Source organism: Acinetobacter sp. Brlt_5 (assembly GCF_051949055.1).
GTDB classification, from domain to species: Bacteria; Pseudomonadota; Gammaproteobacteria; order Pseudomonadales; family Moraxellaceae; genus Acinetobacter; species Acinetobacter indicus.
In genome coordinates, this window is sequence record NZ_JAYJLP010000001.1 from 174,570 (window position 1) to 199,351 (window position 24,782).

20 protein-coding genes and 1 pseudogene are annotated in these 24,782 nt (G+C 43.4%); 9 read left to right on the plus strand and 12 right to left on the minus strand.

The window, feature by feature from the left end:
• The first annotated feature begins 2 nt into the window (after positions 1–2).
• The 3 genes from dsbG (at position 3) to VF685_RS00890 (ending at position 2,167) form a co-directional block, all read left to right on the plus strand.
• On the plus strand, positions 3–743 hold the full coding sequence (gene dsbG, locus VF685_RS00880) for a thiol:disulfide interchange protein DsbG (RefSeq protein WP_075175219.1): 741 nt from the start codon (positions 3–5) through the stop codon (positions 741–743).
• 272 nt (positions 744–1,015) lie between these two features.
• Complete coding sequence (locus tag VF685_RS00885; protein WP_104499653.1) at positions 1,016–1,939, plus strand: Abi family protein; 924 nt, start codon at positions 1,016–1,018, stop codon at positions 1,937–1,939.
• A 3-nt stretch (positions 1,940–1,942) separates the two neighbouring features.
• Positions 1,943–2,167 (plus strand): hypothetical protein, encoded by a 225-nt coding sequence (locus tag VF685_RS00890; RefSeq protein ID WP_152342383.1) that lies wholly within the window; start codon positions 1,943–1,945, stop codon positions 2,165–2,167.
• 104 nt (positions 2,168–2,271) lie between these two features.
• On the opposite strand, the gene VF685_RS00895 is transcribed toward VF685_RS00890, so the two are convergent.
• Positions 2,272–3,279, minus strand: a complete 1,008-nt coding sequence (locus VF685_RS00895) for an OmpA family protein (protein ID WP_180036336.1) — start codon at positions 3,277–3,279, stop codon at positions 2,272–2,274.
• Positions 3,280–3,938: 659 nt separating this feature from the next.
• Here VF685_RS00895 and VF685_RS00900 point away from each other — a divergent pair.
• The 5 genes and pseudogenes from VF685_RS00900 to VF685_RS00920 form a co-directional block, all read left to right on the plus strand.
• Complete coding sequence (locus VF685_RS00900; protein WP_163170089.1) at positions 3,939–4,925, plus strand: DUF1852 domain-containing protein; 987 nt, start codon at positions 3,939–3,941, stop codon at positions 4,923–4,925.
• A 28-nt stretch (positions 4,926–4,953) separates the two neighbouring features.
• Entirely contained in the window at positions 4,954–5,982 is a 1,029-nt protein-coding gene (locus VF685_RS00905) for a methionine synthase (protein ID WP_104490711.1), read from the plus strand.
• Positions 5,983–6,091: 109 nt separating this feature from the next.
• Positions 6,092–6,583, plus strand: a complete 492-nt coding sequence (locus VF685_RS00910) for a flavin reductase (RefSeq protein WP_075168282.1) — start codon at positions 6,092–6,094, stop codon at positions 6,581–6,583.
• Positions 6,584–6,624: 41 nt separating this feature from the next.
• On the plus strand, positions 6,625–7,425 hold the full coding sequence (locus VF685_RS00915; RefSeq protein WP_286384820.1) for a sulfite exporter TauE/SafE family protein: 801 nt from the start codon (positions 6,625–6,627) through the stop codon (positions 7,423–7,425).
• A 263-nt stretch (positions 7,426–7,688) separates the two neighbouring features.
• A pseudogene (locus VF685_RS00920) lies at positions 7,689–8,036 on the plus strand (transposase); the annotation flags it as partial.
• 140 nt (positions 8,037–8,176) lie between these two features.
• Here the strand turns inward: VF685_RS00920 and VF685_RS00925 are convergent.
• The 11 genes from VF685_RS00925 to VF685_RS00975 all read right to left on the minus strand — a co-directional run bounded on the left by VF685_RS00925 (position 8,177) and on the right by VF685_RS00975 (position 21,712).
• Positions 8,177–8,944: an OmpA family protein gene (locus VF685_RS00925; protein ID WP_075175237.1), complete on the minus strand. Its 768-nt coding sequence runs from the start codon at positions 8,942–8,944 to the stop codon at positions 8,177–8,179.
• A 1-nt stretch (position 8,945) separates the two neighbouring features.
• Complete coding sequence (tagF, locus tag VF685_RS00930; protein WP_180172770.1) at positions 8,946–9,905, minus strand: type VI secretion system-associated protein TagF; 960 nt, start codon at positions 9,903–9,905, stop codon at positions 8,946–8,948.
• A 31-nt stretch (positions 9,906–9,936) separates the two neighbouring features.
• Positions 9,937–13,752, minus strand: a complete 3,816-nt coding sequence (gene tssM / locus VF685_RS00935; protein ID WP_104484629.1) for a type VI secretion system membrane subunit TssM — start codon at positions 13,750–13,752, stop codon at positions 9,937–9,939.
• Positions 13,753–13,792: 40 nt separating this feature from the next.
• On the minus strand, positions 13,793–15,211 hold the full coding sequence (locus VF685_RS00940) for a hypothetical protein (protein WP_286384819.1): 1,419 nt from the start codon (positions 15,209–15,211) through the stop codon (positions 13,793–13,795).
• On the minus strand, positions 15,208–16,203 hold the full coding sequence (tssG, locus tag VF685_RS00945; RefSeq protein WP_286384818.1) for a type VI secretion system baseplate subunit TssG: 996 nt from the start codon (positions 16,201–16,203) through the stop codon (positions 15,208–15,210). The genes VF685_RS00940 and tssG overlap by 4 nt, the downstream gene beginning before the upstream one ends.
• Positions 16,167–17,972, minus strand: coding sequence for a type VI secretion system baseplate subunit TssF (gene tssF / locus VF685_RS00950; RefSeq protein ID WP_075175233.1), 1,806 nt, complete (start codon positions 17,970–17,972; stop codon positions 16,167–16,169). The genes tssG and tssF overlap by 37 nt, the downstream gene beginning before the upstream one ends.
• A gap of 11 nt (positions 17,973–17,983) precedes the next feature.
• Entirely contained in the window at positions 17,984–18,460 is a 477-nt protein-coding gene (tssE, locus tag VF685_RS00955) for a type VI secretion system baseplate subunit TssE (protein WP_045795669.1), read from the minus strand.
• A 67-nt stretch (positions 18,461–18,527) separates the two neighbouring features.
• Entirely contained in the window at positions 18,528–19,031 is a 504-nt protein-coding gene (locus tag VF685_RS00960) for an Hcp family type VI secretion system effector (protein ID WP_286384817.1), read from the minus strand.
• 44 nt (positions 19,032–19,075) lie between these two features.
• Positions 19,076–20,557 (minus strand): type VI secretion system contractile sheath large subunit, encoded by a 1,482-nt coding sequence (gene tssC / locus VF685_RS00965; protein ID WP_005177804.1) that lies wholly within the window; start codon positions 20,555–20,557, stop codon positions 19,076–19,078.
• The gene (gene tssB / locus VF685_RS00970; RefSeq protein ID WP_045795670.1) at positions 20,550–21,053 is read right to left on the minus strand and encodes a type VI secretion system contractile sheath small subunit; all 504 of its coding nucleotides are present in this window, start codon (positions 21,051–21,053) and stop codon (positions 20,550–20,552) included. The genes tssC and tssB overlap by 8 nt, the downstream gene beginning before the upstream one ends.
• A 20-nt stretch (positions 21,054–21,073) precedes the next feature.
• The gene (locus VF685_RS00975) at positions 21,074–21,712 is read right to left on the minus strand and encodes a hypothetical protein (RefSeq protein ID WP_104483770.1); all 639 of its coding nucleotides are present in this window, start codon (positions 21,710–21,712) and stop codon (positions 21,074–21,076) included.
• A 390-nt stretch (positions 21,713–22,102) separates the two neighbouring features.
• On the opposite strand from VF685_RS00975, the gene tssH reads away from it, so the two are divergent.
• Positions 22,103–24,781: a type VI secretion system ATPase TssH gene (tssH, locus tag VF685_RS00980; protein ID WP_286384816.1), complete on the plus strand. Its 2,679-nt coding sequence runs from the start codon at positions 22,103–22,105 to the stop codon at positions 24,779–24,781.
• Position 24,782: the final 1 nt, after the last annotated feature.

Here is a 24,782-nt window from a genome sequence, read left to right on the forward strand (position 1 = left end):
TCATGAAAATGATTTATCCCGCTGCGTTGTTCCTGCTGCTGTTAAATACGACAGCATTTGCTCAGACTGATCTGAAAAAACAGATTGAGCAGGAAGGCTTTAAATTTATCAAGCAGATTGAAGCGCCAGAGAAAATGACCGGATGGGCCGGGCATATGCAGCAAAGTCCGGCAACCGTGTTTATTTCCAATGACCAGAAATATTACATTATTGGCGATTTGCACAATGCCAAGGGTGAGAACCTGACCATCAAAGCGCTTGAAACCCATGTCAAAGACGCCGTGCTGGATGATGTCTGGAAAAGTCTGGAAAACTCCACCTGGATTCAGGACGGACAAAAAGATGCGCCGCGGATTGTATATGTATTTTCAGACCCGAATTGTCCGTATTGCCATACCTTCTGGCAAAAGGCACGTCCGTGGGTGAAGGCGGGGAAGGTACAGCTTAGACATATTCAGGTGGCAGTCATTCGTGATGAGAGCCGCGGGCAAGTGGCAACCATGCTGATGGCTAAAAATCCACAGCAGGTGTTTACCAGTTACAATGCCAACAAAGGGCAAAACAAGTTAAAAATTACCAAGAATATCCCTGCTGATATTGCTGCAAAAATAGATGCCAATCAGGAACTGATGGCTAAATATGGTTTCTTTGCCACTCCGTCGATGGTGTGGAAAAACCAGCAAGGCGAGTTTAAGTCCGCCCAAGGGATGACGGAGGATTTAAGAGAGATTTTTGAGAAGTAAAAGGTTCATGAACAATGGCAGATGTTGTTTAGGTTAGCGCTTGGGGTGTAAAAAATCTTCCCCTTGTGGAATGCTGTTCCTCACCTCTTTAATAAAGAGGGGTTAGGGGAGATTAGATATAAAAAAGACTGTCGCTAAGGGCGGTTTTTGATCATAACTTGCTAATAATGACAATTGTCGCTATTATGTACTTAATACAGCCGCCACGCTTAGTTCTTCTTTTGAAGTCCGCGCAACCTTGGCGGTTTTTTATGCCTCGATTTTAGTGAATTATGTTAAAACCTTATAATAAAAAGCCTTTATCATATGCTGAGCAAGTGCATCATCTACAGTCTAAAGGATTGAGTATTCATAATGTTGCTTGGGCTGAAGGAATATTGGCAAAATATGGTTATTATCGCTTAAGTGCATATTGGTATCCTTACCGAATAAGGTCAGGAAATAATGTCTTAGATCGATTTAAGCCGGGCACTTCGTTTGAAAAAATTGTGCAATTATATGAATTTGATACTGAATTACGATTACAAATATTCGGTGCTATCGAAATTATAGAAACGTTTTTACGAACGAAATTAACGTATTATCTCGGTCATCAATATGGTGCATTTGGTATCTACAATGCACAAAATTTTTATCCCAAATTTAACCATAGAAAATTTTTAGAAACATGCAACAAAGAAGTTGGACGCTCTAAAGATACGTTCATTCAGCATTTTCAACAAAATTATGATGGTTTTCCTCAAATCCCAATTTGGATGCTGACAGAAGTTTTAAGTTTTGGTTCATTGTCATTTTTATATAGTGGTTTAATAAATAATAAGGCAAATAATAAAGAAGATAAGAAAGCAATCGCACAGTATTTTTCTTTGCATCATGAAAAATTAGCTGAATGGTTGCATATATTGACCTATGTAAGAAATATTTGTGCCCATCATGGACGGTTATGGAATAAAGAATTAGCAATTAAATCTAAAGCTGACAAAGATCCAAATTGGCAATCACCGATTACACCGACGAATAAACGTATCTTCTATGTACTCTTAATCTTAAAAACCTTGCTAAGACCGACAGGATTTGATTCAGAGTGGTGCAATCAATTGAATAAACTCTTAAAACCTATTGTGAAAGATGAAAATTGGCGTGTTGCAATGGGTTTTCCTGATAATTGGGAAGAACATCCTATTTGGAGCTTATGAAATATGGTAAAAAAAATACCAGAATTTTTAGAAGGTCGTAGCCCTGATCGTCAAAATCGCATTTTGGAAAATACAAAAATAATCTTAAAAGATTGTGTTATGGATGAGGTTTATTTATTACAACTAGCAGAAAAAGCGAAAAGTGAAGAAACTATCAGGATAACTTTAGATGACTTAAGAGTTCGAGTTCACAAAAACCGCGTATCGCTTAGTCTATCAAGTCATTGACGCCAAAATTGTGGTGCTTGTCTTAGACGTTGACCGCCGTGACACCATTTATAAAAAGATGTAAAAAAGACCGCTATATTGCGGTCTTTTTAGTATTTAGACTTTTATAATTTCACCAACTCCACCCGACGGTTTTTCGCCTTACCATCTTCAGTCGCATTATCTGCAACAGGCTGAGTATCCCCAAAACCTTTGGCTGTCAGACGATTTGTATCAATGCCTGCTTTGGTTAGAGCAGTCACCACAGCTTGCGCACGTTGCTCAGACAATTTTAAATTATGCGCCGCATCGCCTGTATTATCAGTATGTCCGTAAATGCCAAGTTTTAAATCATCGTTATCTTTCAGTAAAGCAATAATCTGATCTATTTGTTCTTGTGAGTCTGGCAAAATATCGGCTTGATCTGTGGCAAAGTTAATTTGCACACTCACTTTACTGTCCTGATCCAGACTTTGTTTCAGTGCACTCGACGTCAGTGCTTTGGCAGTGATATTTAAGGGCTGACTTTCCGCTACCATTAAACCCATATAGTGACCAGATTGCGCCAAATGGAACCAAATATTTTTATCCGCTTGTCGAATCACATACGTTTGCGCAGGGTAATTATAAATATCAGCCAAACCTGAACCATGTTGCACCCGAATGGCATCAGGCAGACTGTTGGCAAGCTCTTTGGGGATTTGACTATTGGCAACTTCTACACCGCCAAGCTGTTTAATTACCGCATCAAGATTACGCTGTATTTCTAAATAACTGCCTTCTTTATAATCTGATTTAGCGGTAATACCCGAACTAAACAGTTTTCCTTCAACCCAGTGAAAGTCATGTCCTGTCCAAAACGGCACACGTTCAAACTTTCGATTTTCATCATTCTGATAGCGATAACCCTGTGGTAACTCAATATAAGGAAACTCGCCAAGCACTGCGGTCGAAATGGGGATGTTATTCAGATCAAAATCTGAGCTGGCTTTGGCAGTTTCATTTGAATCCGATGTGATTTCAGAAGTACTGACTTCAGTTTCAGCCTGATCAGAAGCCGGTTTGGTACAGCCATACATAAGTGCCAGTACACAACTTAAACTTAGCCCCAAAATTGTTTTTTGAAAAGTCATCAGATATTTCCTTATTTTACTGATCTCAATATTCTGCTTATATTTTAAATAGTATAGCTGAGCCGGTTTAAATTTTCATTTCTTATAGAAGCTGAAAGTCGCAAAGTCGTTTCTCAAGGAAATTGGGCTACAGAAGAACACTGCATCTATTCGTTTAATAGGAAGGTAAATCACTGATCATTTACAAGCTAAACCCCTTGATTTTTCCTCATCTTCAACTGAGCCAAATTCATGTTGATGCTTTTATAGACATTTTTATATAAGCGCCGTTTGACCTAAACAGACCAGATCCAAATATTTAGGCGAGCCAATTTTTTATTCCATCAAGAAGCTCATTTTCTTCAACAAAATGTGAAGATATTTAGCTACAATAAAAATTATAAATAATTGTTTTTATTAAAATTAAAAAAATCTATTTTGATTCTAAATCTAGCTTTTTGGCCTTTTTCCAGCAAGAAAAATTGGACTCGATTGATGACTCATAGGGCAGTCTATTTTTCTATATTTTCGCCTTAAATAACGCTATTCAAATCAAAACATGAATTTAATTCACTATTAACTTAGATTAAATCATTTTTATTCATCTTAGGGTTCACGTATAACTAAAACCAGAAAGACATTCAGATTTTTATTTTTAGATATTTAAAGCGGTGGAACAGATGAGTCAACAGTTTGCATGTTCAATTCAACGTATTCGTTTTGATGAAAACTATCAACCAGCGGACAGTACCCGTTTAACAACCAACTTTGCCAATCTGGCGCGTGGCGAAAGCCGTGAACAGAACCTGCGTAATACGCTGCGCATGATCAATAACCGTTTTAATGCCTTGGCACATTGGGATAATCCGAAGGGTGACCGTTATTCACTGGAAATTGATATTGTATCTGCAGATATTGATGTCGAAGGCAATGGTAACGCCTTTCCAGCCATTGAAATGCTGAAATCGACGATTGTTGATCATCGTACCAATCAGCGTATTGAAGGCATGATCGGAAACAGTTTTTCATCGTATGTACGTGATTATGATTTTAGCGTGCTTTTATTGTCCCAAGGCTATAAAGCAGGGGAAATACCAGACAACTTTGGTGATTTGCACGGCAAGCTGTATCAGTACGTGGTGAATTCCGAGGCATTTCAGTCACAGTTTAATAAACAGCCGGTGATCTGCCTGAGCGTATCGACCACCAAAACCTATTATCGTACCGCCAATATTCATCCGGTGTTAGGGGTTGAATATCAGCAAAATGAATACTCAAGAACAGATCATTATTTCGCTAAAATGGGTTTAACCGTTCGCTATTTTAAACCAGAAAATAGTGCTGCACCTTTGGCATTCTATTTTAGCGGTGATTTATTGGCAGATTATACCGATCTTGAATTAATCAGCGCGATTAGCACCATGGAAAGCTTCCAGAAGATTTATCGTCCTGAAATTTACAATGCCAACTCAACTGCAGGTCAGGTCTATCAACCTAGCCTAGAGTACCCGGATTATTCATTGACACAAATTGTCTATGACCGTGTCGAGCGTAGCCAGTTGGCCGTAAAACAGGGCAAATGGACAGAAGAACACTTTATCAAACCGTATCAGCACATTCTGGAACAGTGGGCTGCCAGCTACACCGTAGAAACCAACGCTGCTTAATTCAACGTATAGAGATAGAAGATTAGAGATGAGCATTTTACTCCCAACCTCAACCGCAGGCAGCTTACCGAAACCGTCCTGGCTGGCAGAACCGGAACAACTCTGGTCGCCGTGGAAACTTGAAGGCGATGCACTGCGTGAAGCCAAACAGGATGCCTTGAGCCTGTCACTGCATGAACAGTTACTGGCCGGAATTGATATTGTCAGCGATGGTGAGCAGACCCGTCAGCATTTTGTCACCACCTTTATTGAACATCTCGAAGGTGTGGATTTTGAAAAACGGGAAACGGTGCGTATTCGTAACCGTTATGATGCCAGCGTACCTTCGGTGATCGGTGAGGTGGCCCGGAAACAGCCGGTGTTTGTGGAAGATGCCAAGTTTTTACGCAGCCAGACCACTCAGCCAATTAAATGGGCTTTGCCGGGTCCAATGACCATGATTGATACCCTGTACGATGGTCATTACAAAAGCCGTGAAAAACTGGCCTGGGAATTTGCCAAAATCCTGAATCAGGAGGCAAGGGAACTCGAAGCCGCTGGGGTTGATATTATTCAGTTTGATGAACCTGCTTTTAACGTGTTCTTTGATGAAGTCAATGACTGGGGTGTGGCCACGCTGGAACGCGCACTGGAAGGTCTGAAATGCGAAACCGCCGTGCATATCTGCTATGGCTATGGCATTAAAGCCAATACTGACTGGAAAAAAACCTTAGGCTCTGAATGGCGTCAATATGAAGCCGTGTTCCCGAAACTGCAACAATCCAAAATTGATATTGTTTCGCTGGAATGTCAGAACTCACGCGTACCGATGGACCTGATTGAGCTGATCCGCGGCAAAAAAGTTATGGTTGGCGCTATTGATGTGGCCACCAACCAGATTGAAACCGCAGAAGAAGTGGCCAATACCTTGCGTAAAGCTTTGCAGTTTGTTGATGCCGACAAGCTTTATCCATCGACCAACTGTGGTATGACGCCGTTATCGCGTCAGGTGGCACAAGGTAAACTTCGTGCTTTAAGCGCTGGCGCCGATATTGTGCGTCAAGAATTGAGTGCTTAACGCGCAGGCACATCATGTGGCAGAGCTGATGGGAATGGATGGAAAACATCTGGCCCATCCGCTTAACAACCATTTCAAGCATAACCCAAGAAAATGAAGGAATCCGGTGATGATTGAAGCAGCAGACTTTAGAAATGCCATGTCTTTGCTCAGCAGCGCGGTCAATGTGGTGACCACGGCAGGGGCGTCTGGTGTGCATGGATTTACCGCATCTGCCGTGTGTAGTGTAACCGATACACCACCGACCTTATTGGTTTGCATGAATCAGGCTTCACGCTCACACGCCCATTTTATTGAAAATAAAATCTTGAGCGTGAATGTGCTAGGCGCGCAGCATCAACAAATCTCCAATGTCTTTGCCTCCAAAATGAAGTCTGAAGAGCGCTTTCAATATGGAACCTGGACTGAGCTGGAAACCGGCGCGCCGGTGTTAACAGATGCCTTGACCAGCTTTGATTGCGAGATTGAGCAGATTCAGCAGGTGGGTACGCATAGCATTTTTATGTGCCGTGTGGTGGCCATTCAGCACAGTCAGCAAGAACATGGTCTGGTGTATTTTAATCGTGCCTATCATCAGGTTGGTGAGCTGGAACTTGCTTAAGGCACCTTGTTTTTAATTTCAAATTATTCAGTCAGTATTTTGTGGAAATTATGATTTTTTTAATCATCGGGGCATGCGCAGGCTTTGCCGCTGGGCTGTTTGGAGTCGGTGGCGGAACAATCATTGTGCCACTGTTATATATCGTGTTTATGCAGATGGGTTATAGTCCGGATGTGATTATGCATTTGGCTTTAGGTACATCGCTAGCAACTATTGTGGTCACCTCTATCAGTTCATTGATGGCGCACCATAAGAACGAGGCAGTGCTGTGGCCAGTCTTTAGACATCTAGCTCCGCCTATGGCCATTGGATGCTTTTTCGGTGCAGGGATTGCCGGTTTAATTTCGGGCTTACATTTGCAGATTGTGGTAGGAATCTTTCTGATCTGGGTGGCGTATACCATGTTTACAGGTAGCAAAAAGCCGGCAGAGCAGGGGCGAACCTTGCCCTCAACCGGTCAACAAATCGCTGCAGGTTCGGGAATTGGTTTTGCTTCAGCCATCTTTGGGATTGGCGGTGGCAGCTTGACCGTACCGTATCTCAACCGTTATGGCGTGGTCATGCAACAGGCAGTAGGCACATCTGCAGCCTGTGGTTTCCCCATTGCAGTTGCCGGTGCTTTGGGATTTATAATTTTTGGGATGCAGGCGCAGGTGAATGTGCCCAATACTATTGGCTTTGTTCATATTTATGCTTTTCTTGGTATTAGCATTATGAGTTTCTTTACTGCCAAACTTGGGGCGAAAACAGCACATGCATTATCGCCACAAATCCTGAAAAAATGTTTCGCCGTGTTATTGGTGATTGTGGGCTGTTTCTTTCTGGTTAAGGGTTTGGGTTAAGCTGAAGGCAATTGGAAGATAACGAATACGCTCATAATAGTGGTTTGATTATAGAGCGTATGCTTCTTAGCAGATTCATGATCTAAATAATTATCTTTAGAAGGAGCTTCCTATTCAATTTGGATTACTTGATTTACTTAGAAGAAGTCGGTTACCTCAATTAAAAAATAGAACAATAAATATTAGGGTCTGTTGACATTTACTGTGCAAAAAAAATAGCGAGAAAGTAGAATTTAATCGCCAAACCAAATCTACTCCTCGCTATGCCTCGTACAATGTTGACTGATCAACACTGGTCTAAGTTAGAAAACATTTTCCGTAATTTTCGTATTTATCTCAAACAAAATCTTCGAAATTTTATTGAAGCTATTCTTTATAGAATCCGTACAGGCTGCCCGTGGCGGGATTTACCTGCTGCCTTCGGAAAGCCAAACTCCATATTCAAGAAATTTTCCCGGTGGTCGAAAGATAATAAGTTATTAAAAATATTTAAGTTAATTTCATCTGATGCTGATCTAGAGTGGGTATTTATTGATGCTAGCCATGTGAGGGCTCATCAGCATGCTACAGGAATCAAGGATCAGGCTATCTCAAAAAGTATCGGTGGATCTCTCCAGTGAAGTTGTGCCAACATACAGTTTGTATAGGGCACAATCCCCGACATGCTATTTAACATAATATACATTATACGAAATAAAATATATTAAATAAAAGCCATCCTATAGATGGCTCTTATTCCTTTAATGACCACTTAAATCACTTCAAACTCAATACGACGGTTCTTTTTACGACCCTCAGCTGTTGAGTTGTCTGCCACAGGTTTGTTGGCGCCTAAACCTTCCACACTCAAACTATCTGCAGGAATATTTTTGCCAATCAAATAATCTTTTACCGCCTGTGCACGCTCTTTACTTAAGATCAGGTTTTTATTGGCATCACCAGAGCTATCAGTATGGCCAATAATTTTCACCTGCTTGCCACCAACCTTATTTAAGGCAATCGCCATCTCATCAAGAATTTTTGTCCCAGATGCGGCTAAAACCGCACTGCCAGATTCAAATTCAATAATCCGGTTTTTTAAGGCATCATCAATAATTTTCTGTTCGGCCTGATTTACAGATAACTGTGCATTAAAACGATATGGCGCCTGTACCAAGCCCTGAAAAGCATTTGTGGTTGGCTGGATATCATTTTGATTGGACATTTTTCCATTTAAATCAATTTGCGTACCGCGTACCGACAATTGACCCTGCTTCACTTTTTTTAGGTCTGGCGTGATCATTCGTGTGACCGATTCGCTCCAGCCATTGGGTGCAGCAACCGATTTAACCTGAATTTTATCAATGACTTGGTCCGCACCATACACACTGTGCATTTTAGTCAGGATGGCCTGTTTGCTGGCTTCATTCGGGACCACGCCTTCAACTACAATCGGCTGTGCACATACCCAGCTACTAACACTGAACAAGAGTACAGACAGCCATTGTTTTTTATATGTATTTAATTGATTTTTAATCATTTTATCCATCTATAAAAGTCTGTCTAAAGAGTTTGATTCCCTGGCTTAAGCTAAGCTGGCGTTCACATAAAGCTTGTTCCAACGCCGCCAAACCTGCATTTTGCTCCAGATACGGATCAATCCAGCTGGCATTGACCAATGAGACCCAATGTGAACTGTCCAGGTTTTGGATGAAAATTTCGCTTAAAGCCTGAATATCTGCGCCATGAAAGCCAAAAATCAGCAAGGGTTTGTCATAATGCAGTAAACCGACCAGCAATTCTGTGTTCTGATTGGCGACAAAACGGCTAATCAGACTGACCCAAAATGCTGCAATTTCATAGCAATAGGCATGATTATTAATCGGTAAAATCAGGACTTTATTTAATTTACTGGTGCCTTGATGGATCACCGGTTGCAGCAATAATCCCAGTCCAATCATGCTTTGTGCCAGCTCATAGGTGCTGATTTTCATCAACTGGGCAAAAGAATGTGTCGTATGATGTTCATAAAATGCTGCACTTTCATGCACATCAAACACCTGAATCTGGTTATTCAGTTTGGCCAGCTTGTCCAGCAAAATCTCAGGATCACGAATCGACTTGAGCACCCGGTTTTTCTGAAACAGATCAATCAGGGTCTGTTTATAGCGATACGGTGCGTACAGCAAATGCTCCAGGGGGACATCTACATCTAACAGATGGCTCAGTACCATCGGAAACTGTCGTCCCGAACTGTCTTCGCTGGCAATTAAGTTGGCCACCAGAAATTTATATTCCTGCGGATTGGCAATGAAAAAATCCAGTGATGGCAACTGCGTATAGCGGCTTTGAAACTCTGGAGATTGCATCGCTTTTTCCAGCGCCTCAGTAATCCACTGATCCAGTACCTGAATCAGTGAAGATTGGCCTTTGGTTTTCAAAAAATCGCCTCGGGCCGGACATTTACCATAATAAAATGGCAGGGTTTTCAGCTCATTCATCCCTGCTCTCCCACTCGCCTGTTCTGGCTGATCATGGCTGTACTCCTTCAATTCCTTTTAAAGGCGATGTGCTATTGGTGCGTGCAGTGGCAGGTGTCGGTGCTGTTTGCGCAGCCACGACACGTACCGATTTATTGGTAACCACCTGATCAACCAGCTGTAAACCCGCATAGCCACGGCTTGAGCCAATATTACCCGAGTTGCCGCTAATCAGTCGGAAGTTCAGTTTCACCGCAATATTCGGGTCCTGCTTGCTTTTCCAGACCATTTCAAAGCTGCCGCCTTGCTGGGTACGCTGAGCCGTGTCAATCAGACGGTTAATGCCGTACTCACCCGGTTCATCAAAGACGGTATGGGTTTTACCTTCTAAATCCACCGCTGTAATACGCGCACCCGGAATCGCACCCGGATTTGGCCAGACGAAATTCACCCATTGCTGAATGCCATTTTCATAAACCATACGCTGTCCATCAATATCAATGGTATAGGCCAGTAATTGCGGATTCTGTAATGGATAGAACTGGAAGTTGGACTGATTCACCGGTGCTTGCGCCGCGGTTTGAGACAATTCACCTGTCGCCATGCCATTGCTAGGCGCGACATAGCTCTGGAAATTCATCACAAATTGTGGGTTCAGGCTGATACCTAAATCTTTCCAGGTTTTTGAGGTTAAGGTATAGCCACGACGGATCACCAGCGGATCTAAATACTCTTTCACAAAACGGGCGATACTGCCATTTTCACCAAAAATCTGGCTAATTTCATTGCTGGTCGCCTGTAAGGTCGCAGAGGAATTAAATGGATATTTTTTGCTTAAATTGGCGCTAAATGGCTGATAAGCCTGCATGGTCCAGAGTTTATTGATCTCATCCTGCGCCGGAATTAACAGGCTTTCAAATGAATGCGTTAATGGACTGATCAACAGTTTTTGTAATAGCTGCTGGTCACGTTCATTTAAGCCCACCGTCATCTTCTCATCGACCAGTTTCTGGGTACTGTTAAACACCGAACTTTGATCATTGATGGTCTGTTTCACCAAGGTCATGGCCGATGGACCAATATCGCCCGCACTTTTCAGGTCATTGAACTTGCTGCGCACCTGAGCAATCGCTTGCATATACTCATCCAGTAAAGACTTGTTCTGCTGGTCATCACGCTTACGTACCAGCTGATAGAACATCTGGAATTCTTTGGAAATTGGTCCTTGTGCTCTGGCTACGGCCTGTTCCGCCATTTTCGCTTCATCGCGGTTCAACACTTTACGTTTAAACCAGGCAATAAAACCTTTTTGCGGTGCGGCTAGTTCTGCCTGAACCACCGGATTATCCCACGAGGTTTCCTGTGCAATCCGGGTAATCATCTGACGGATTGGTGAATTTTCCGGTTCACCCAGTTTTTCAATATTCTGCGCAGACTGTTTAAATTCCTTGCCTTTGGCATAGTGCACACCAGCCAGGAATTTACGCCATTCTGCAATATATTCCTGCTTGTACAGATCGGTCAGCTGTTTACGGATCTGATCGGGGCTGCCACTAAAGGTCAGGTCATCGGACTGGGTACTGTTTAACACCCAGTCTTTAGAATCTGTTGGCCGGTTGGAAACTTCATCAATGGCGGTTTCGACGTATTCTGCCCAGGCTTTTTGGGTAAATACACCCGGTAAAGCATAACTGCCCAGCACCACTGCCTGATTGTTCTCACCGACCATCTGTTTGACGGTTAAAGCCGGGAAACGTACCGCTGCACGCATTTTAATTTCGTTATAAACCCGATCACGTGCTGGCATGCCGCGAACTACAGACAATAACACCTGACGTGACTGATCAACCACCAAGGTATCCGCTTCCAGATTTGGGAATTTGGCATCATTGGCCAGGGTCATGGCATAAGATAAAATCTGCTCGGCATCTTTCAGCATTTGGCCGCGCGCCAAATTCCCCCGATTGGCATCTAACCACGGACGCCAGAAACGCGTCACCTGATCACTTAAATGACCGGCTTCACGATATTCCGGATTGCTCATCATCAAGTAGGCTTTCAGTGCATTGTACGCATCTTGCGGATTACTGTCCGATGGCTCCAGATATTTCTGCTGATTGGCCACCTGCTTGATTTCCACATTGGCATGATTGGCCTTCAGGGTTTCTTCATTGGCTTTTACCCGTTGCAGATACTGTGCCATGTTTTGCTGTGCTGGCTGCAGCACAATCTGCTGCACGCCTTGCAAATATTCAGTCTTCAGCTTTTCACGCAGCTCATTGCCCTGGTATAAACCAAAGCCAAATTTTAATGGACGATCTTCAGCAAAACTGTCCAGCTGTGACATACGGTTTTGCAGAATCAGCAAGGCTTCAAGCTGTCCAGCCAGTTCGGTGCCAGAGCGCTGCTCGATTTGCACGACTTTATTCAGGTCTTGCTGCACTTCGGCAATTAACTGCTGGTTATTGCGATACGACCAGACCCACAGTCCCAGAATAATCGACACACCAAATAATGCAGCAATAAAGCCAACATAACGCTGGCGTTTACGCAGTGGATTAATATGCTGTTTGACCAGATTCTTGTCTTTCAGAATCACATCAGAAAACAGCCCTTTCAGGAAGTAACCATGGTTTTGTGAAACCGAACGGGTCGGCACACCATGTTCACTGTTGGGAATCTTGGTCAGTAAAAAGTCCTGTGCAATCTGCTCGGTCATCGGGCTTTCAATGGTGCCTTCCTGTAAGGCACTGGTGAAATAGAAGCCACGGAATACCGGTTTAAACTGGTACGGATTATCTTCAAACAAGGTACCAATAAAGGTTTTCAGCGCTGGCTTTAAGCTCTTGAACTCCAGCGGGAAAGTCATGACACTTGGAGAAATATTCTGTGAATGGCGGCGGCTTAAATGGGTAGTACTTACGCCTTTTAAACCGTCATATAAAATGCCGTAATGCTTTTCAAACAGCTCGACCGCATTTTGAGAAGATTCCGCATCATAGGGCAAGGTTGCACCCCAGACCTGATCAAACTCATTCACTTCATAACATTCAAAGAATTCGGTAAAGCCGGCAATCAGGTCCATTTTAGAAAACACCAGATACACCGGAGGATAAATTTCCAGACGCTCGGTTAAATCCTGAATCCGGGCACGTAAATTCTTGGCCAGCTTAATTGATTTTTCCGGACTCTGACTGACCAGCTCGGCAATGCTGACAATCACAATCAGGCCATTAATCGGTGCCTGAGAACGGTTTTTCTTCAGTAAACCTAAAAAACCGAGCCACTCTGAATGATCTTCGGAATAGACTGAATAACGCCCGGCTGTATCTAGCAATACCCCTTCGGTGGAAAAGAACCAGTCACAGTTACGGGTACCGCTTAAACCGGCAGACACCATTTTCTGATGGCTTTCTTCAAAGGGAAATTTCAGACCGGAATTATAAATCGCCGAACTTTTTCCGGCGGCCGGGTTACCAATCACCATATACCACGGCAATTCATATAAGGCCGCATTACCCTTTTTATCGCCCAGTTTGGACTTGCGGATCAGCTGAATCGATTCTTTCATTTGTTGTTGAATCAGCTGTAATTCTTCTTTGTCTTTCTGCTTGCCGTATTCGGCTTCGGTGTCTTTACTGATGGCTTCGGCCAGCTCTTCGCCCTGCTTTTCATGACGATAACGCTGGATCAAGGCATAAATCCCGTACCCGACCACACCCAGAATATACACTGCCATCAGCGCCCAGAATAGATTGCGCGGAATGGTGTTATAAGATGCTATGAGTGCCACAAAAATAGACAGTGCAATAATCGCTTTCGGATTAGTCACATACTGCCAGACATAGCCTAAAATGGTATAAAACATACTGTTCTCGTTGTTCTAAAATTCGCGCGATACTGCAACATCAGCCCTGTGAGGTTTCATGGGAAACCGGCATAAAAAGTACGTGGGTGGCCGGATGTTCGGTACTGTAAATCATGGAAATAATTCCCTCTGGAAGATGCATGCCCAACATGAAAGAAAACACTTTCGATAAGTTCTGGGTATGACCAATACTTTGTTTTGTATATAAAAAATGATGAGTTTCGATTTGAGACTCAGCAAAACTCTGTTCAATCTGTTTCACGACTTTAATCTGGGTCGGATCATCTGGCATCAGCACAAAAGGCTGTTCCTGATCGAATTGCGCCAGTTCTGTCATCTGATGCTGCTGCAGGTAATGAGCAATATTTTTTTCATTCAACACCAGCTGCAGCATTTTGAATGGTTCCAGCTGGTTAATCTGCACCGCGGTGGAAGCCACAATACAGCTAGAGACAAATTCGGCCGGTAAATAATGGTCGGTCAGCCAGGTTTTTTCATCAATCACGTCCTGATCAATTTCAGAATCGACCAGCACTATTAGCGATACTTCTTCGGTTTGTGCTGCGGTCTGTTCCAGCAATTCAAACCAGTCCTGATAGGCATTTTTACTGCCCCAGTAATGATGCTCGATATGAATCTGCTCCGGAATCACCTGAAAATCCTGGATAAACTCCATGATCATCTGCTGGCTGTCCATTTCATTCCACAAATGCAGCAAATCTTCTGCCAGCACCACATGAATATTAATCCGGTTTAAACGCATAACAGGTTGCACCGGCTCAGGTTCAAGGCTGTCATCTTCCTGATGGTTGGGATCAATCCAGCCCGGATGCATACGGTACTGATAGGCCAGCTCGCTGTCATAAAACAGTGCCGACTGTTTTAAATGTTCGGCAATTTGCATCAGTACATCGCTGTGCTGAACCAGCTGCTGCTGGACCAGCCGGCGTATGCGTAAACTGCGCTGGCTGTCGACGCTATATTCATCTGCATCGTCATCCAGCTCGATTTCATCATCCAGGTCTTTAATGCGATAAGACAAAATTGGCAAGCCGTAGGCATTTAACAGCTGATGATCCAGCTCCGGACTAGTGAAATTTTTTAATTCTTCGACAATCTGTTCATTTTCACCAAAAGCATGCTGGCTATAACCACTGTACAGGTTCAGCGCCACCGTTCTGACCGGCTCCGCTTTTTCTTCAGGAGTCTGCTGCTGGGCAAGTGCTGCCTGCTCCTGCTGCTGTTTTTGTTCTTCCTGTCGTTTTTTATAATGCTGGACTGCGCTATAAATGATGAAAGGTGACGTCAGCAGCAGCGTAATCGCCAAAGGTAAAAATACAAAAAATGCCAGCATATCTGCCGTATCGGGATCATGCTGAATATCGCGCCAGTAAAAGATAATGGCGGTGCTGACCAGAATAAAAATACTGACAAAAGTGCCAATGATCCACTTGATCATCTTTGATCCCCCAACAACGGATAACAGCTATCACGATTATCTGCCCATGCCTGTGGCATTAAAAAAGCCCCTTGCCCGAGCCCTGCGCGATGACTGGAGTTCAGACATAAAGGCTGAATGTCTTCTTTGCTCAGCACCAAACGCAAGTCGACCATTAAGGTCGGACTGCACCAGGTCTGTAAGAGTTTTTTCAGTTTAGTGCTGGCTCGCTGTCCCGGTAAAAATTCCTGATATTGCTGCCGGTTTAAAGGCCCAACTTCAATTTCAATCTTGCCATCAATCTGGCGGATGGTTTCCCCACAAAAGGTATTTACTCCAAGCAAGGCCGGATTGCTGCCACCTAAACAGGTTTTATGCGCATCATTCAGTTTGAATTTTTCTTCAATAAATTCATGCACAGTAAAATCGGTTTTAAAAATACAGTTCAGCACGGTTTTTAAGGCATGTGCAGTGTTGTTCTGGCCCTGCATCAGGCCTGAAAATTCTGCAAAATAATGGTCCATTTCATCCTGTTCATGTTGTGAACGGATGTAACCATTGAGCGCATGCAGAATATCCAGATAATGATTGTCGTGTTCGACCTCATAACGTACCGGCAAGTTATAAGCCAAGCTGGCTTCAATATATTGTCCGGTCAGTTTGTTATTAAACAAACTGAGGAACTGCACGGTTTCTTCACGCTGGATACGTGGACTCTGGCGGATGCGCTGGGTATAGGTATACGGTAAGGCCCCCTGAATGCCGGTGAGTCCCACCATTAAATTGGTCAGCTGAATCTGATCATCTTCAACCGCCAACGTTTCAATTTCTGCCGCCGGAAAATTCAGATTGAGCGAGGTCTGAAACTGAAAGCCCTTTTTCCAGTCGGTCTGTACGGCCTGTTCAGGTGCATGACGCAGCAGCCGCGTGGCCTGAATAAACTCATACGCCGTCGGCTGTTCAACCAGATCTGCAATTACAGAAGTTTCTTGCCACCAACGTTCTGCACGCATTGGTATAACTCCTGTAAGCTGTTGGCATCGCGCACCACCACATCCACAAAGCTGTTCATCTGAACTTTTAAGTTAAAGATATGACTGAGCAAGGTACTGAAAATATAAAGGCTATGGCCACGAAATACCTGTGGATCAATATCCAGATGCACTTTCAGACCACGGACAAATAAAGGAAAGGGTTTAGCTTCGACCATTTTCTGGGTTAACGAAAACTCGACCGCTTTAATTGAGTCAATAATTAAATGATTTTCTTTAGATTTTGGTAGGTTATAAAGTTCAAGCAGCTCTTTGATATGACTGATCGCATCGCCTTTCATCAAAGACAAGGTGTTTAAGGATAAATGCGAGATCACCCGCCATTGTTCCATTTTATTCTGCTCAAAATAATACGGCTTATTCGGACGCTTCAGTACCAGAGCGCGCCGTGCCAGACTGCTGTCATTCAGATTTAAAATATTATTGGCTTGGCTTAAAGCCTCATGTGGCAAGTCACGGTTAGAGCAAAGCAGTTTGGCGCTGATAAAATCCGACTTGGTGTGCTGCGGTTGTAATTGCTTTGACAATACACTGTAGCCCGTTTCCACAAAACGGTTATGCAGCTGCTTGGCATTTAGGGCGTAATAAAACTGAATATCTTCATGCCGATAATGACTCATGGCAAAAAATGGATAAACCGGAAAAACCACCTGATCCTGATTGGTTTTTTCCCGGATCATGTTCATTTCCTGAATGCTATACATCTGATAAAACTCAGGATGATGCGCATCGGTCACCAGTGGATATTCCAGCTGCTTGTGATCAATTTTTTGCGGTTCGGCCTGCTTCTCAAACAGGTTCACCACCGGTGTGGCAAATAATTTAAAGTTAGCCACGTTCAGTTCGGAATAATTGCGAATCACCATCTGATCATTCAGATTCAGTTTCAGATGAATCAGCAATTCAAACTGGCTCTGATCTTCGAAATAATGCAGAAAATCCAGATTCAGACTCAGGAAATTAAACTTTTCCGGAAAGCAGAAATATTCCAGCAATAACCGGTAGGCATGATGGGTATGCTCATCTAGCGGCAGTACACTCTCCTGCTCATGCATACCCATCAGCTGAAATGGATTAGCAATCTGAATTTGGCGCTGGCCAATTTTTAGCGAAAATCCGGTACTGGGACTGAAAATACCATCGAGTACCTGGAGTGGAAAATTGGAAATCGCATCAAGATAAATTGGCAACTGCTGTTGTTGCAGCAATGTGTGTGCCTGATTAAAAATTTCAAAACTCAGACTTAAGGTTGCGTTCTGGTTCAAGTGCATATGCGCACTCGGATTGCTCTTGAATTCCAGCTTGTTGAGCTGAATTGGCAATAAATTCACGCTGTGTGTGCTTGAAAACTCGCACTGAACGCCTTTGAAACTCCTGGATTTTAACGCCGTGCCTTTGGGAATTGTATGTGCTTCGGTCAGCTGTTTAATTTTATTGAGATCTTCAAAGCTGACCACAGAACAGGCCGGAAAAGGCTTTAGGTACTGTGGAAACATGACCTCAAACAAGGCACGGGTAAAAATGTCGTAGCTGTCTGCCAGTTTTTTATCAATACGTGCGGCTATTAGTGAAAATGCCTGAATTAAACGCTCGATATGCGGGTCATCAATCTGTTCCTGATTTAAAGACAGACGCTGGGCAATTTTAGGATATTTTTGGGAAAATTCACGAGATTGCTGGCCGAATTCTTGCAGCTGTTTTTCGTAATAAGGTAACAAGTCTTCAATCACAGGAATCCCACTTATGCACGTGCCGAAATAACATATTGTTGTGTTGTTGGTTTTAATAAAGCATCAAAAATCACAGGTTCATATAAAGGATGAATATTGATATAGGCCTGAATACTCAAGCACAAAGCCCCCATATCCTGTTCATCTAATAACATTTCAACTTTAATCTGTCTTAAACGCGGTTCATGTGCCGCGATGGATTGTGCAATAGACTGGCAGATTTTATCGCGGTCACTTGGATTAGCGGTCGATAAGCCGACAAAATCAATAATCCCGAACTGCATAATGGACTTTTTGACCAGTGGAAAATCATCAATCTGTTCATGCAAAGATGCCATGCGGCTATTGAGCAGGTCTTCCAGATCTGCAGCAACAGATTCGCGAAGTTCCTGTAATGACAACCCCTTTAAATGATAATCTTCTGTAGTTAAAAGCCGGTCAAATAATGTAGTTCTAAAACCGTACGGATAAAGCTGGTCTAAATTCATGTATTACTAATTAAGTATAAAATCAGGTAGAGGCTGGCATAGCGCCAGCCTCCCGTGGTCATACAAATTAAGCAGCGTAAGATGCTGTGTTATTTGAAAGTGACCATTTTTTAGTAACTGCACCTTTTTGAGTACCGTTAATGTCTTGCTGGTTATAAGTCCACTCGACTGCGGCATATTTCAAACCGAATGATTCAGTTGGAACACCTTCTTCATTCACAGTTGGCGTTACGCTTGAAACCAGTACATGTTTCAGTTTGATTTGCAGGTACTTGATACGCTTGTCACCGTTAGCACGATAGAAATCGATCTGTACTTCATCGAAGGTATAACCCGCAGAACATGCTTCCCAAAGTTTTGGGCTGGTTGCATCCAAATCTTTAACAAAAATCATGTCTGAGTGTTCTACACGCTCAGCAGTATGACCACCTACACTTGAAGAAGTCGCTGATTTAGGCTGACGGATATTGTGCGCCCAAGAATTTACTTCTAGCCAATCTTTGTGCTCTGCGTCACGCGATTCGCCATCAACTTTATACTTCCCTCGAAACTGTACGTAGATATCTTTCATTTTATAAATTTTCCTGTTTTAGTTAAAAGTTATTATAAGTTGCCTCAATTTGAGGACTGAGGTAACTCAGTAACAAGTCGCAAAGAAACCGACAACTCGTCCAACTGGAAATGTGGTCTTAAGAAAACCACAGACTTGTAGTGTCCCGGCTGAGCAGGATTTTCTACAACCTTTACCGATGCTTCACGAAGTGGATATTGTGCTTTCGCTTCCTGAGAGGCACCGTCGTCAAGCAAGACGTATTGCGATAACCAGTCATTTAAAAAGGCTTCAACATTGCCAGCAGAGGCAAAGCTGCCGACCTTGTCGCGCATCATGGCTTTTAAATAATGGGCAATACGCGAAACCGCCATAATATATTGAATCTGGCTAGATAAGGCCGAGTTGGCATTGGCGCTATCGCTGTCGTATTTCTTCGGTTTTTGTGCAGATTGCGCACCAAAGAACGCCGCGTAGTCAGTATTTTTACAATGTACCAGTGGAATGAAGCCTAAATCGCTTAATTCTTTTTCACGACGGTCAGTAATGGCAATTTCAGTTGGACACTTGAAGACCACTTCGCCATCGCTGGTTTTAAAGGTATGGACCGGCAGGCCTTCGACCAGACCACCACCTTCAACGCCACGAATTGCCGCACACCAGCCATGCATATCAAAGGCATTGGTTAAACGGGTACCAAAGGCATACGCCGCATTCATCCATAAATATTCATCATGGTTTTGGCCCGACACTTCTTCAATAAAGTTAAAGCCTTCAGTGGCTGCACCATCTTTCGGATGGAACGGTAAACGGCCCAATACACGCGGCATGGTCAATGCGACATAACGTGAATCTTCGCTGTCACGAAATGAACGCCACTGTACATATTCTGCAGTTTCGAAAATCTTGGATACATCACGTGGACGGTCAATATCGGTAAACGATTCCAGCCCCAGAATGCTCGGACTTGCCGCAGAAATAAATGGTGCATGCGATGCCGCAGCCACGTGCGAAATCTGCTCCAGCAGATACATATCTGAAGGCGTACGGTCAAATTCGAAGTCACCAATTAAAGTCGCATACGGTGCACCACCAAATGAACCATACTCTTCTTCATAAATTTTCTTGAACAAGGTACTCTGATCAAAATCAGTCGCGCCCTGGAAATCTTTGACCAGTTCTTTTTTGGTCGTATTCAGCATGCGGATTTTAATCAGCGGATTCGACGGTGTTTCCTGACAGAAATAATATAAACCGCGCCAGGTCGATTCAATTTTCTGGAACTGCTCATGATGCATGATTTTGCTGAGCTGGGCAGAAATCAGCGCATCAATTTCAGCGATACGTTTGTCAATCGACAAAGTCATGTTTTCAGAAACAGTAATTGTCCCGGCCATGACTTCTTTGGCCAGTTCACCAATCAGGCTTTTGGCACGGTCATGTTCTTCTTCATTGCGGGCAATCCGGCTTTGCTCGACAATCGAGTCCAGCAAAGTCAGTTCTTCTGCAGTCTGGGTTTGCGCCTGAACGGCCTGAGCATTAGTCATGATCGGCCTCCGCGCTTAATTTACGAATCTGGTCGGTATTTTTTAATACTTCATCCAGCAGATCTTCCAGACGTTCGCTATTGGAAATCTTGTTACGCAAATCGGTTAAACGCTCACGTGCTTCGACCAGTTTACGCAGCGGATCAACCTGTTGCACCACGCTTTCCGGACGGAAATCTTCCATGGAAGTGAAGGTCAGATCCACCGACATGCGACCGCCCTCTTCAGTTAAGGTATTTTCCACATCGAATGCTGCGCGTGGCGCCAAAGATTCCATCACCTCATCAATGTTATCCAGGTCAACATTAATGAATTTTTTATCTTTTAATTTGGTCTTTTCCAGTTCAGAAGCAGCAGAGAAATCCCCCAACACCCCCACCACAAAAGGCAATTCTTTCACTTCTTTGCCATCACCCACTTCAACATCGTAAGTCAGTTGAACACGTGGAGGACGAATGCGCTGAAGTTTCTTTTGTACACTTTCACGTTTAGCCATAATACAGTGATCCTGTTTTATTATTTTCGTAGCGATTCAAATGGATTATTTGAAGCCGCTGGTTTTGCTGCCGGAGCAGTTGTTCTTGTTGCAGTTGCTGCCTTGGTCGATGCGGTACGTGTGGTTTTAGCACGACTTGCATTACTGCTTGCTTTACGTGCTGCAGCACGTTGGGCTGCAGCTTTTTTGGCAAGCGATGCATTGGTAATGGCCTTGGCAGAACTGGTATCCGGAGCAGGCACTGAAGCGCGGATAGTATCCGATAATTCCTTGGCCGCTGGATAGGTCACTTCGTCAGATAAAAAGCGCATTTGCTCGGTACGCATATAGTTTAAGGCATTTTTGGCAATCGAAACGCCTGCTAAAAAGTGCGCATCAGTCAGGTCTGGATGGCGTACGCCCTGGTTTTCCAGCTGTTCTACCAGCTGCAGGGTCTTCATATTTTTACCAAGTTCCTGAAAACGTTTTGCGGCTTGAACTTGCAGTTCTTGTTTCACCTCTTGATTTTTTTTATTTTCTTTGGCACACACTTGCTGATAAATCCCCAACAATGCCTGATCAGTTTCTCCCTTAACCAGCGGATAATCCTTGATACAGCCTCGTTTTAGCTCAATCTGCTCATCTGCATAAGCAATTGGGGTGGCACAAAGTGTCGCCATTAGGGGAAAAAGAAGAATACTTTTTTTCAAAACGAGCCTCTAATTTCTAAATTCATTTATAGTGAATGGGTGTATTTGAAAACTGAACACGAACAATTTTTATCAAAAAAAAACATCGCGCAAATTTAACAAAAAATAAACTTCTGGCGTCAAGACAAATTCTGCCAACTATCGACAATAATTGTCATATTTTTGTTTCCGGTAAAATTATTTTTGTCTTATTTGTTTTCATTTTTGAAAAAATTTTAGGTAGAATACTACAACCCTAATATTTATATCAATATAAATTATTGATATGTAAGTAAAATTTATTTTATTTACTGAAAACGATGTTCAGCCCATGGTCGCTACTTTAACCCATTTGGACTGGAATTATAACTAGAGCGTGTTATGAATAATTTAAAAATTTTGATTAATAAACTATCAAGTCATGCCAGAACAGCCTTAGAAAAGTCTGCCAATGCCTGTATTAATCAGCAGAACTACGAAATTGAAATAGAACACTTTTTCCTAGAATTATTAACCCAAGACCATAAAAATGACCTGAGTCTCCTTCTCGATAAATATAAAATTTTAAAACATGATCTCATTCATGATTTAAAAGAAAGTGTCAGTCACCTGCCAAAGGGTAATTCTCGTACACCTATCTTTGCAAAATCTATCATTCGTCTGTTAGAGCAAGCCTGGTTATTAGCCTCGGCCGAGCAAAATCCGCAAATTCGTAGCGGTCACTTACTGGTTACTTTGCTAACCGCACCTGATCTTTATCAGATTGCAGTGCGTGCTTCGAGCCTGTTTGACCTGTTCCCAATTGACACCATGAAGCACAAATTCTTAGATGTATGTGTCAAAAGTGTCGAAAATGAAAACGCTACTGTCCCGGGAACGGCTGAAACTGAAAGCGTCACAGCTATCGAGCCTGCACCAAATAGCAAAAAAACACCTGCGCTGGATCAATACACCATTAACCTGACTGAAAAAGCCAGAACGGGCGCAATTGATCCGGTGATTGGCCGTGAATTTGAAATCCGTCTGATGCTGGACATTTTAATGCGTCGCCGTCAGAACAATCCGATTTTAACGGGTGAACCGGGTGTCGGAAAAACTGCGGTGGTAGAAGGTTTGGCACTTAAAATTGCCAATAACCAGGTACCCGATGCGCTGAAAAACGTGCATTTGCATGTGCTGGATATGGGCCTGTTACAGGCTGGTGCCAGTGTTAAAGGTGAATTTGAAAACCGCTTAAAACAGGTGATTCAGGAAGTTCAGGCTTCGACTCATCCGATTATCCTGTTTATTGATGAAGCGCATACCTTAATTGGTGCTGGTGGTCAGGCCGGTCAAAATGATGCCGCCAACCTGCTGAAACCAGCACTGGCTCGTGGTGAGTTACGTACTATCGCGGCCACCACTTGGGCCGAATATAAACAGTATTTTGAAAAAGATGCCGCGCTCAGCCGCCGTTTCCAGGTGGTCAAAGTTGAAGAGCCAACTGAAGAAGTCGCAATTGATATGCTGCGCGCCATGATTCCGGTGATGGCCAATCACTTTAAGCTGAATATTGATGATGAAGCAATTGTCACGGCTGTGCATGCCTCACATCGTTATATCAGTGGCCGCCAGCTTCCGGATAAAGCGATTAGTGTATTAGATACCGCCGCTGCACGTGTGGCGCTGACTCAAAATGCCCAGCCGGTGAAACTCGATCAGTTACAGGCGCAGCTGCACAATTTAACACTTGAACGCGAAATTGTTGAAAAAGAACATGCACACTTCCCGATTCATCATGAACGTTTAGACGGTTTAAATCAGAAAATTACTGCTCTTGAGCAGGAAATTGCCGATACACAACAGCAATGGCAACAAGAACTGGAACTGGTTCAGCAGATTCAGACGCTAGAACAGCAGACCGAAGCCGATGAAAACAGCCAGACCCAGATGCAGCAGTTACGCAGCCAGTTGCAGCAACTGCAAGGTCAACATCCGCTGGTATTTGAACGCGTCAATGCCCAGATTATTAATGAAATTATCTCGGACTGGACCGGTATTCCTGTCGGAAAAATGATTAATGATGAAATCAAGCAGGTTCTGACCTTAGAAGATAAACTTTCTGAGCGTGTTATGGGGCAAGACTATGCCCTGCATCAACTGGTGCAAGGTATTAAAACCTCAAAAGCCAAGTTGGAAGATCCAAACAAACCGCAAGGCGTGTTCCTGCTGGTCGGCCCAAGTGGGGTTGGTAAAACTGAAACTGCCCTGGCCTTGGCCAATGAGTTATACGGTGGTGAATCGCATCTGATTACCATCAACATGTCGGAATATCAGGAAGCGCATACGGTTTCATCTTTAAAAGGTGCGCCGCCGGGTTATGTGGGTTATGGTCAAGGCGGTGTGCTGACGGAAGCCGTACGTCGTAATCCGTATAGCGTGGTCCTGCTCGATGAAATTGAAAAAGCGCATAGTGATGTGCAGGAACTATTCTATCAGGTGTTTGATAAAGGCATGCTCGAAGATGGTGAAGGTCGCCTGATTGACTTTAAAAATACCACCATCCTGCTGACCTCTAACGCCGGTTCCGGCGCCATCATGCAAAGTTGCCTGCCGCTGCCGGTAGATGAATGGCCAAGCGCAGAACAGCTGATTGAAAAGCTGAAACCAAGTTTGTACAAGCAGTTCAAACCGGCCTTTTTAGGACGTATGCGGATTGTGCCGTATTACCCATTGCATGATGATTTACTGGTGCAAATTATCCAGCACAAACTCGGTAAAATTACCGCGCGTCTGGAACAGCAGTACCAGACCAAAGTCAGCTATTCCGACGATTTAATCGAATTACTGCTGAGTCGCTGTACCGAAGTCGATAGTGGTGCACGTAATGTCGACAATATTCTGAATTCTTCGGTGCTTCCGGCCTTGGCGACAGAAATCCTGATGGCACTGGCCGAGCAAAAAATTCCGCAACTGATTCATATTGATGTCAAAGACGATGAAATCATCTATCAGCTCGATCCGGAACAAAAAACGGCCAAAAAACGAAGCAGTAAAAAAGCAAAGATGACTGAAGCGTAAT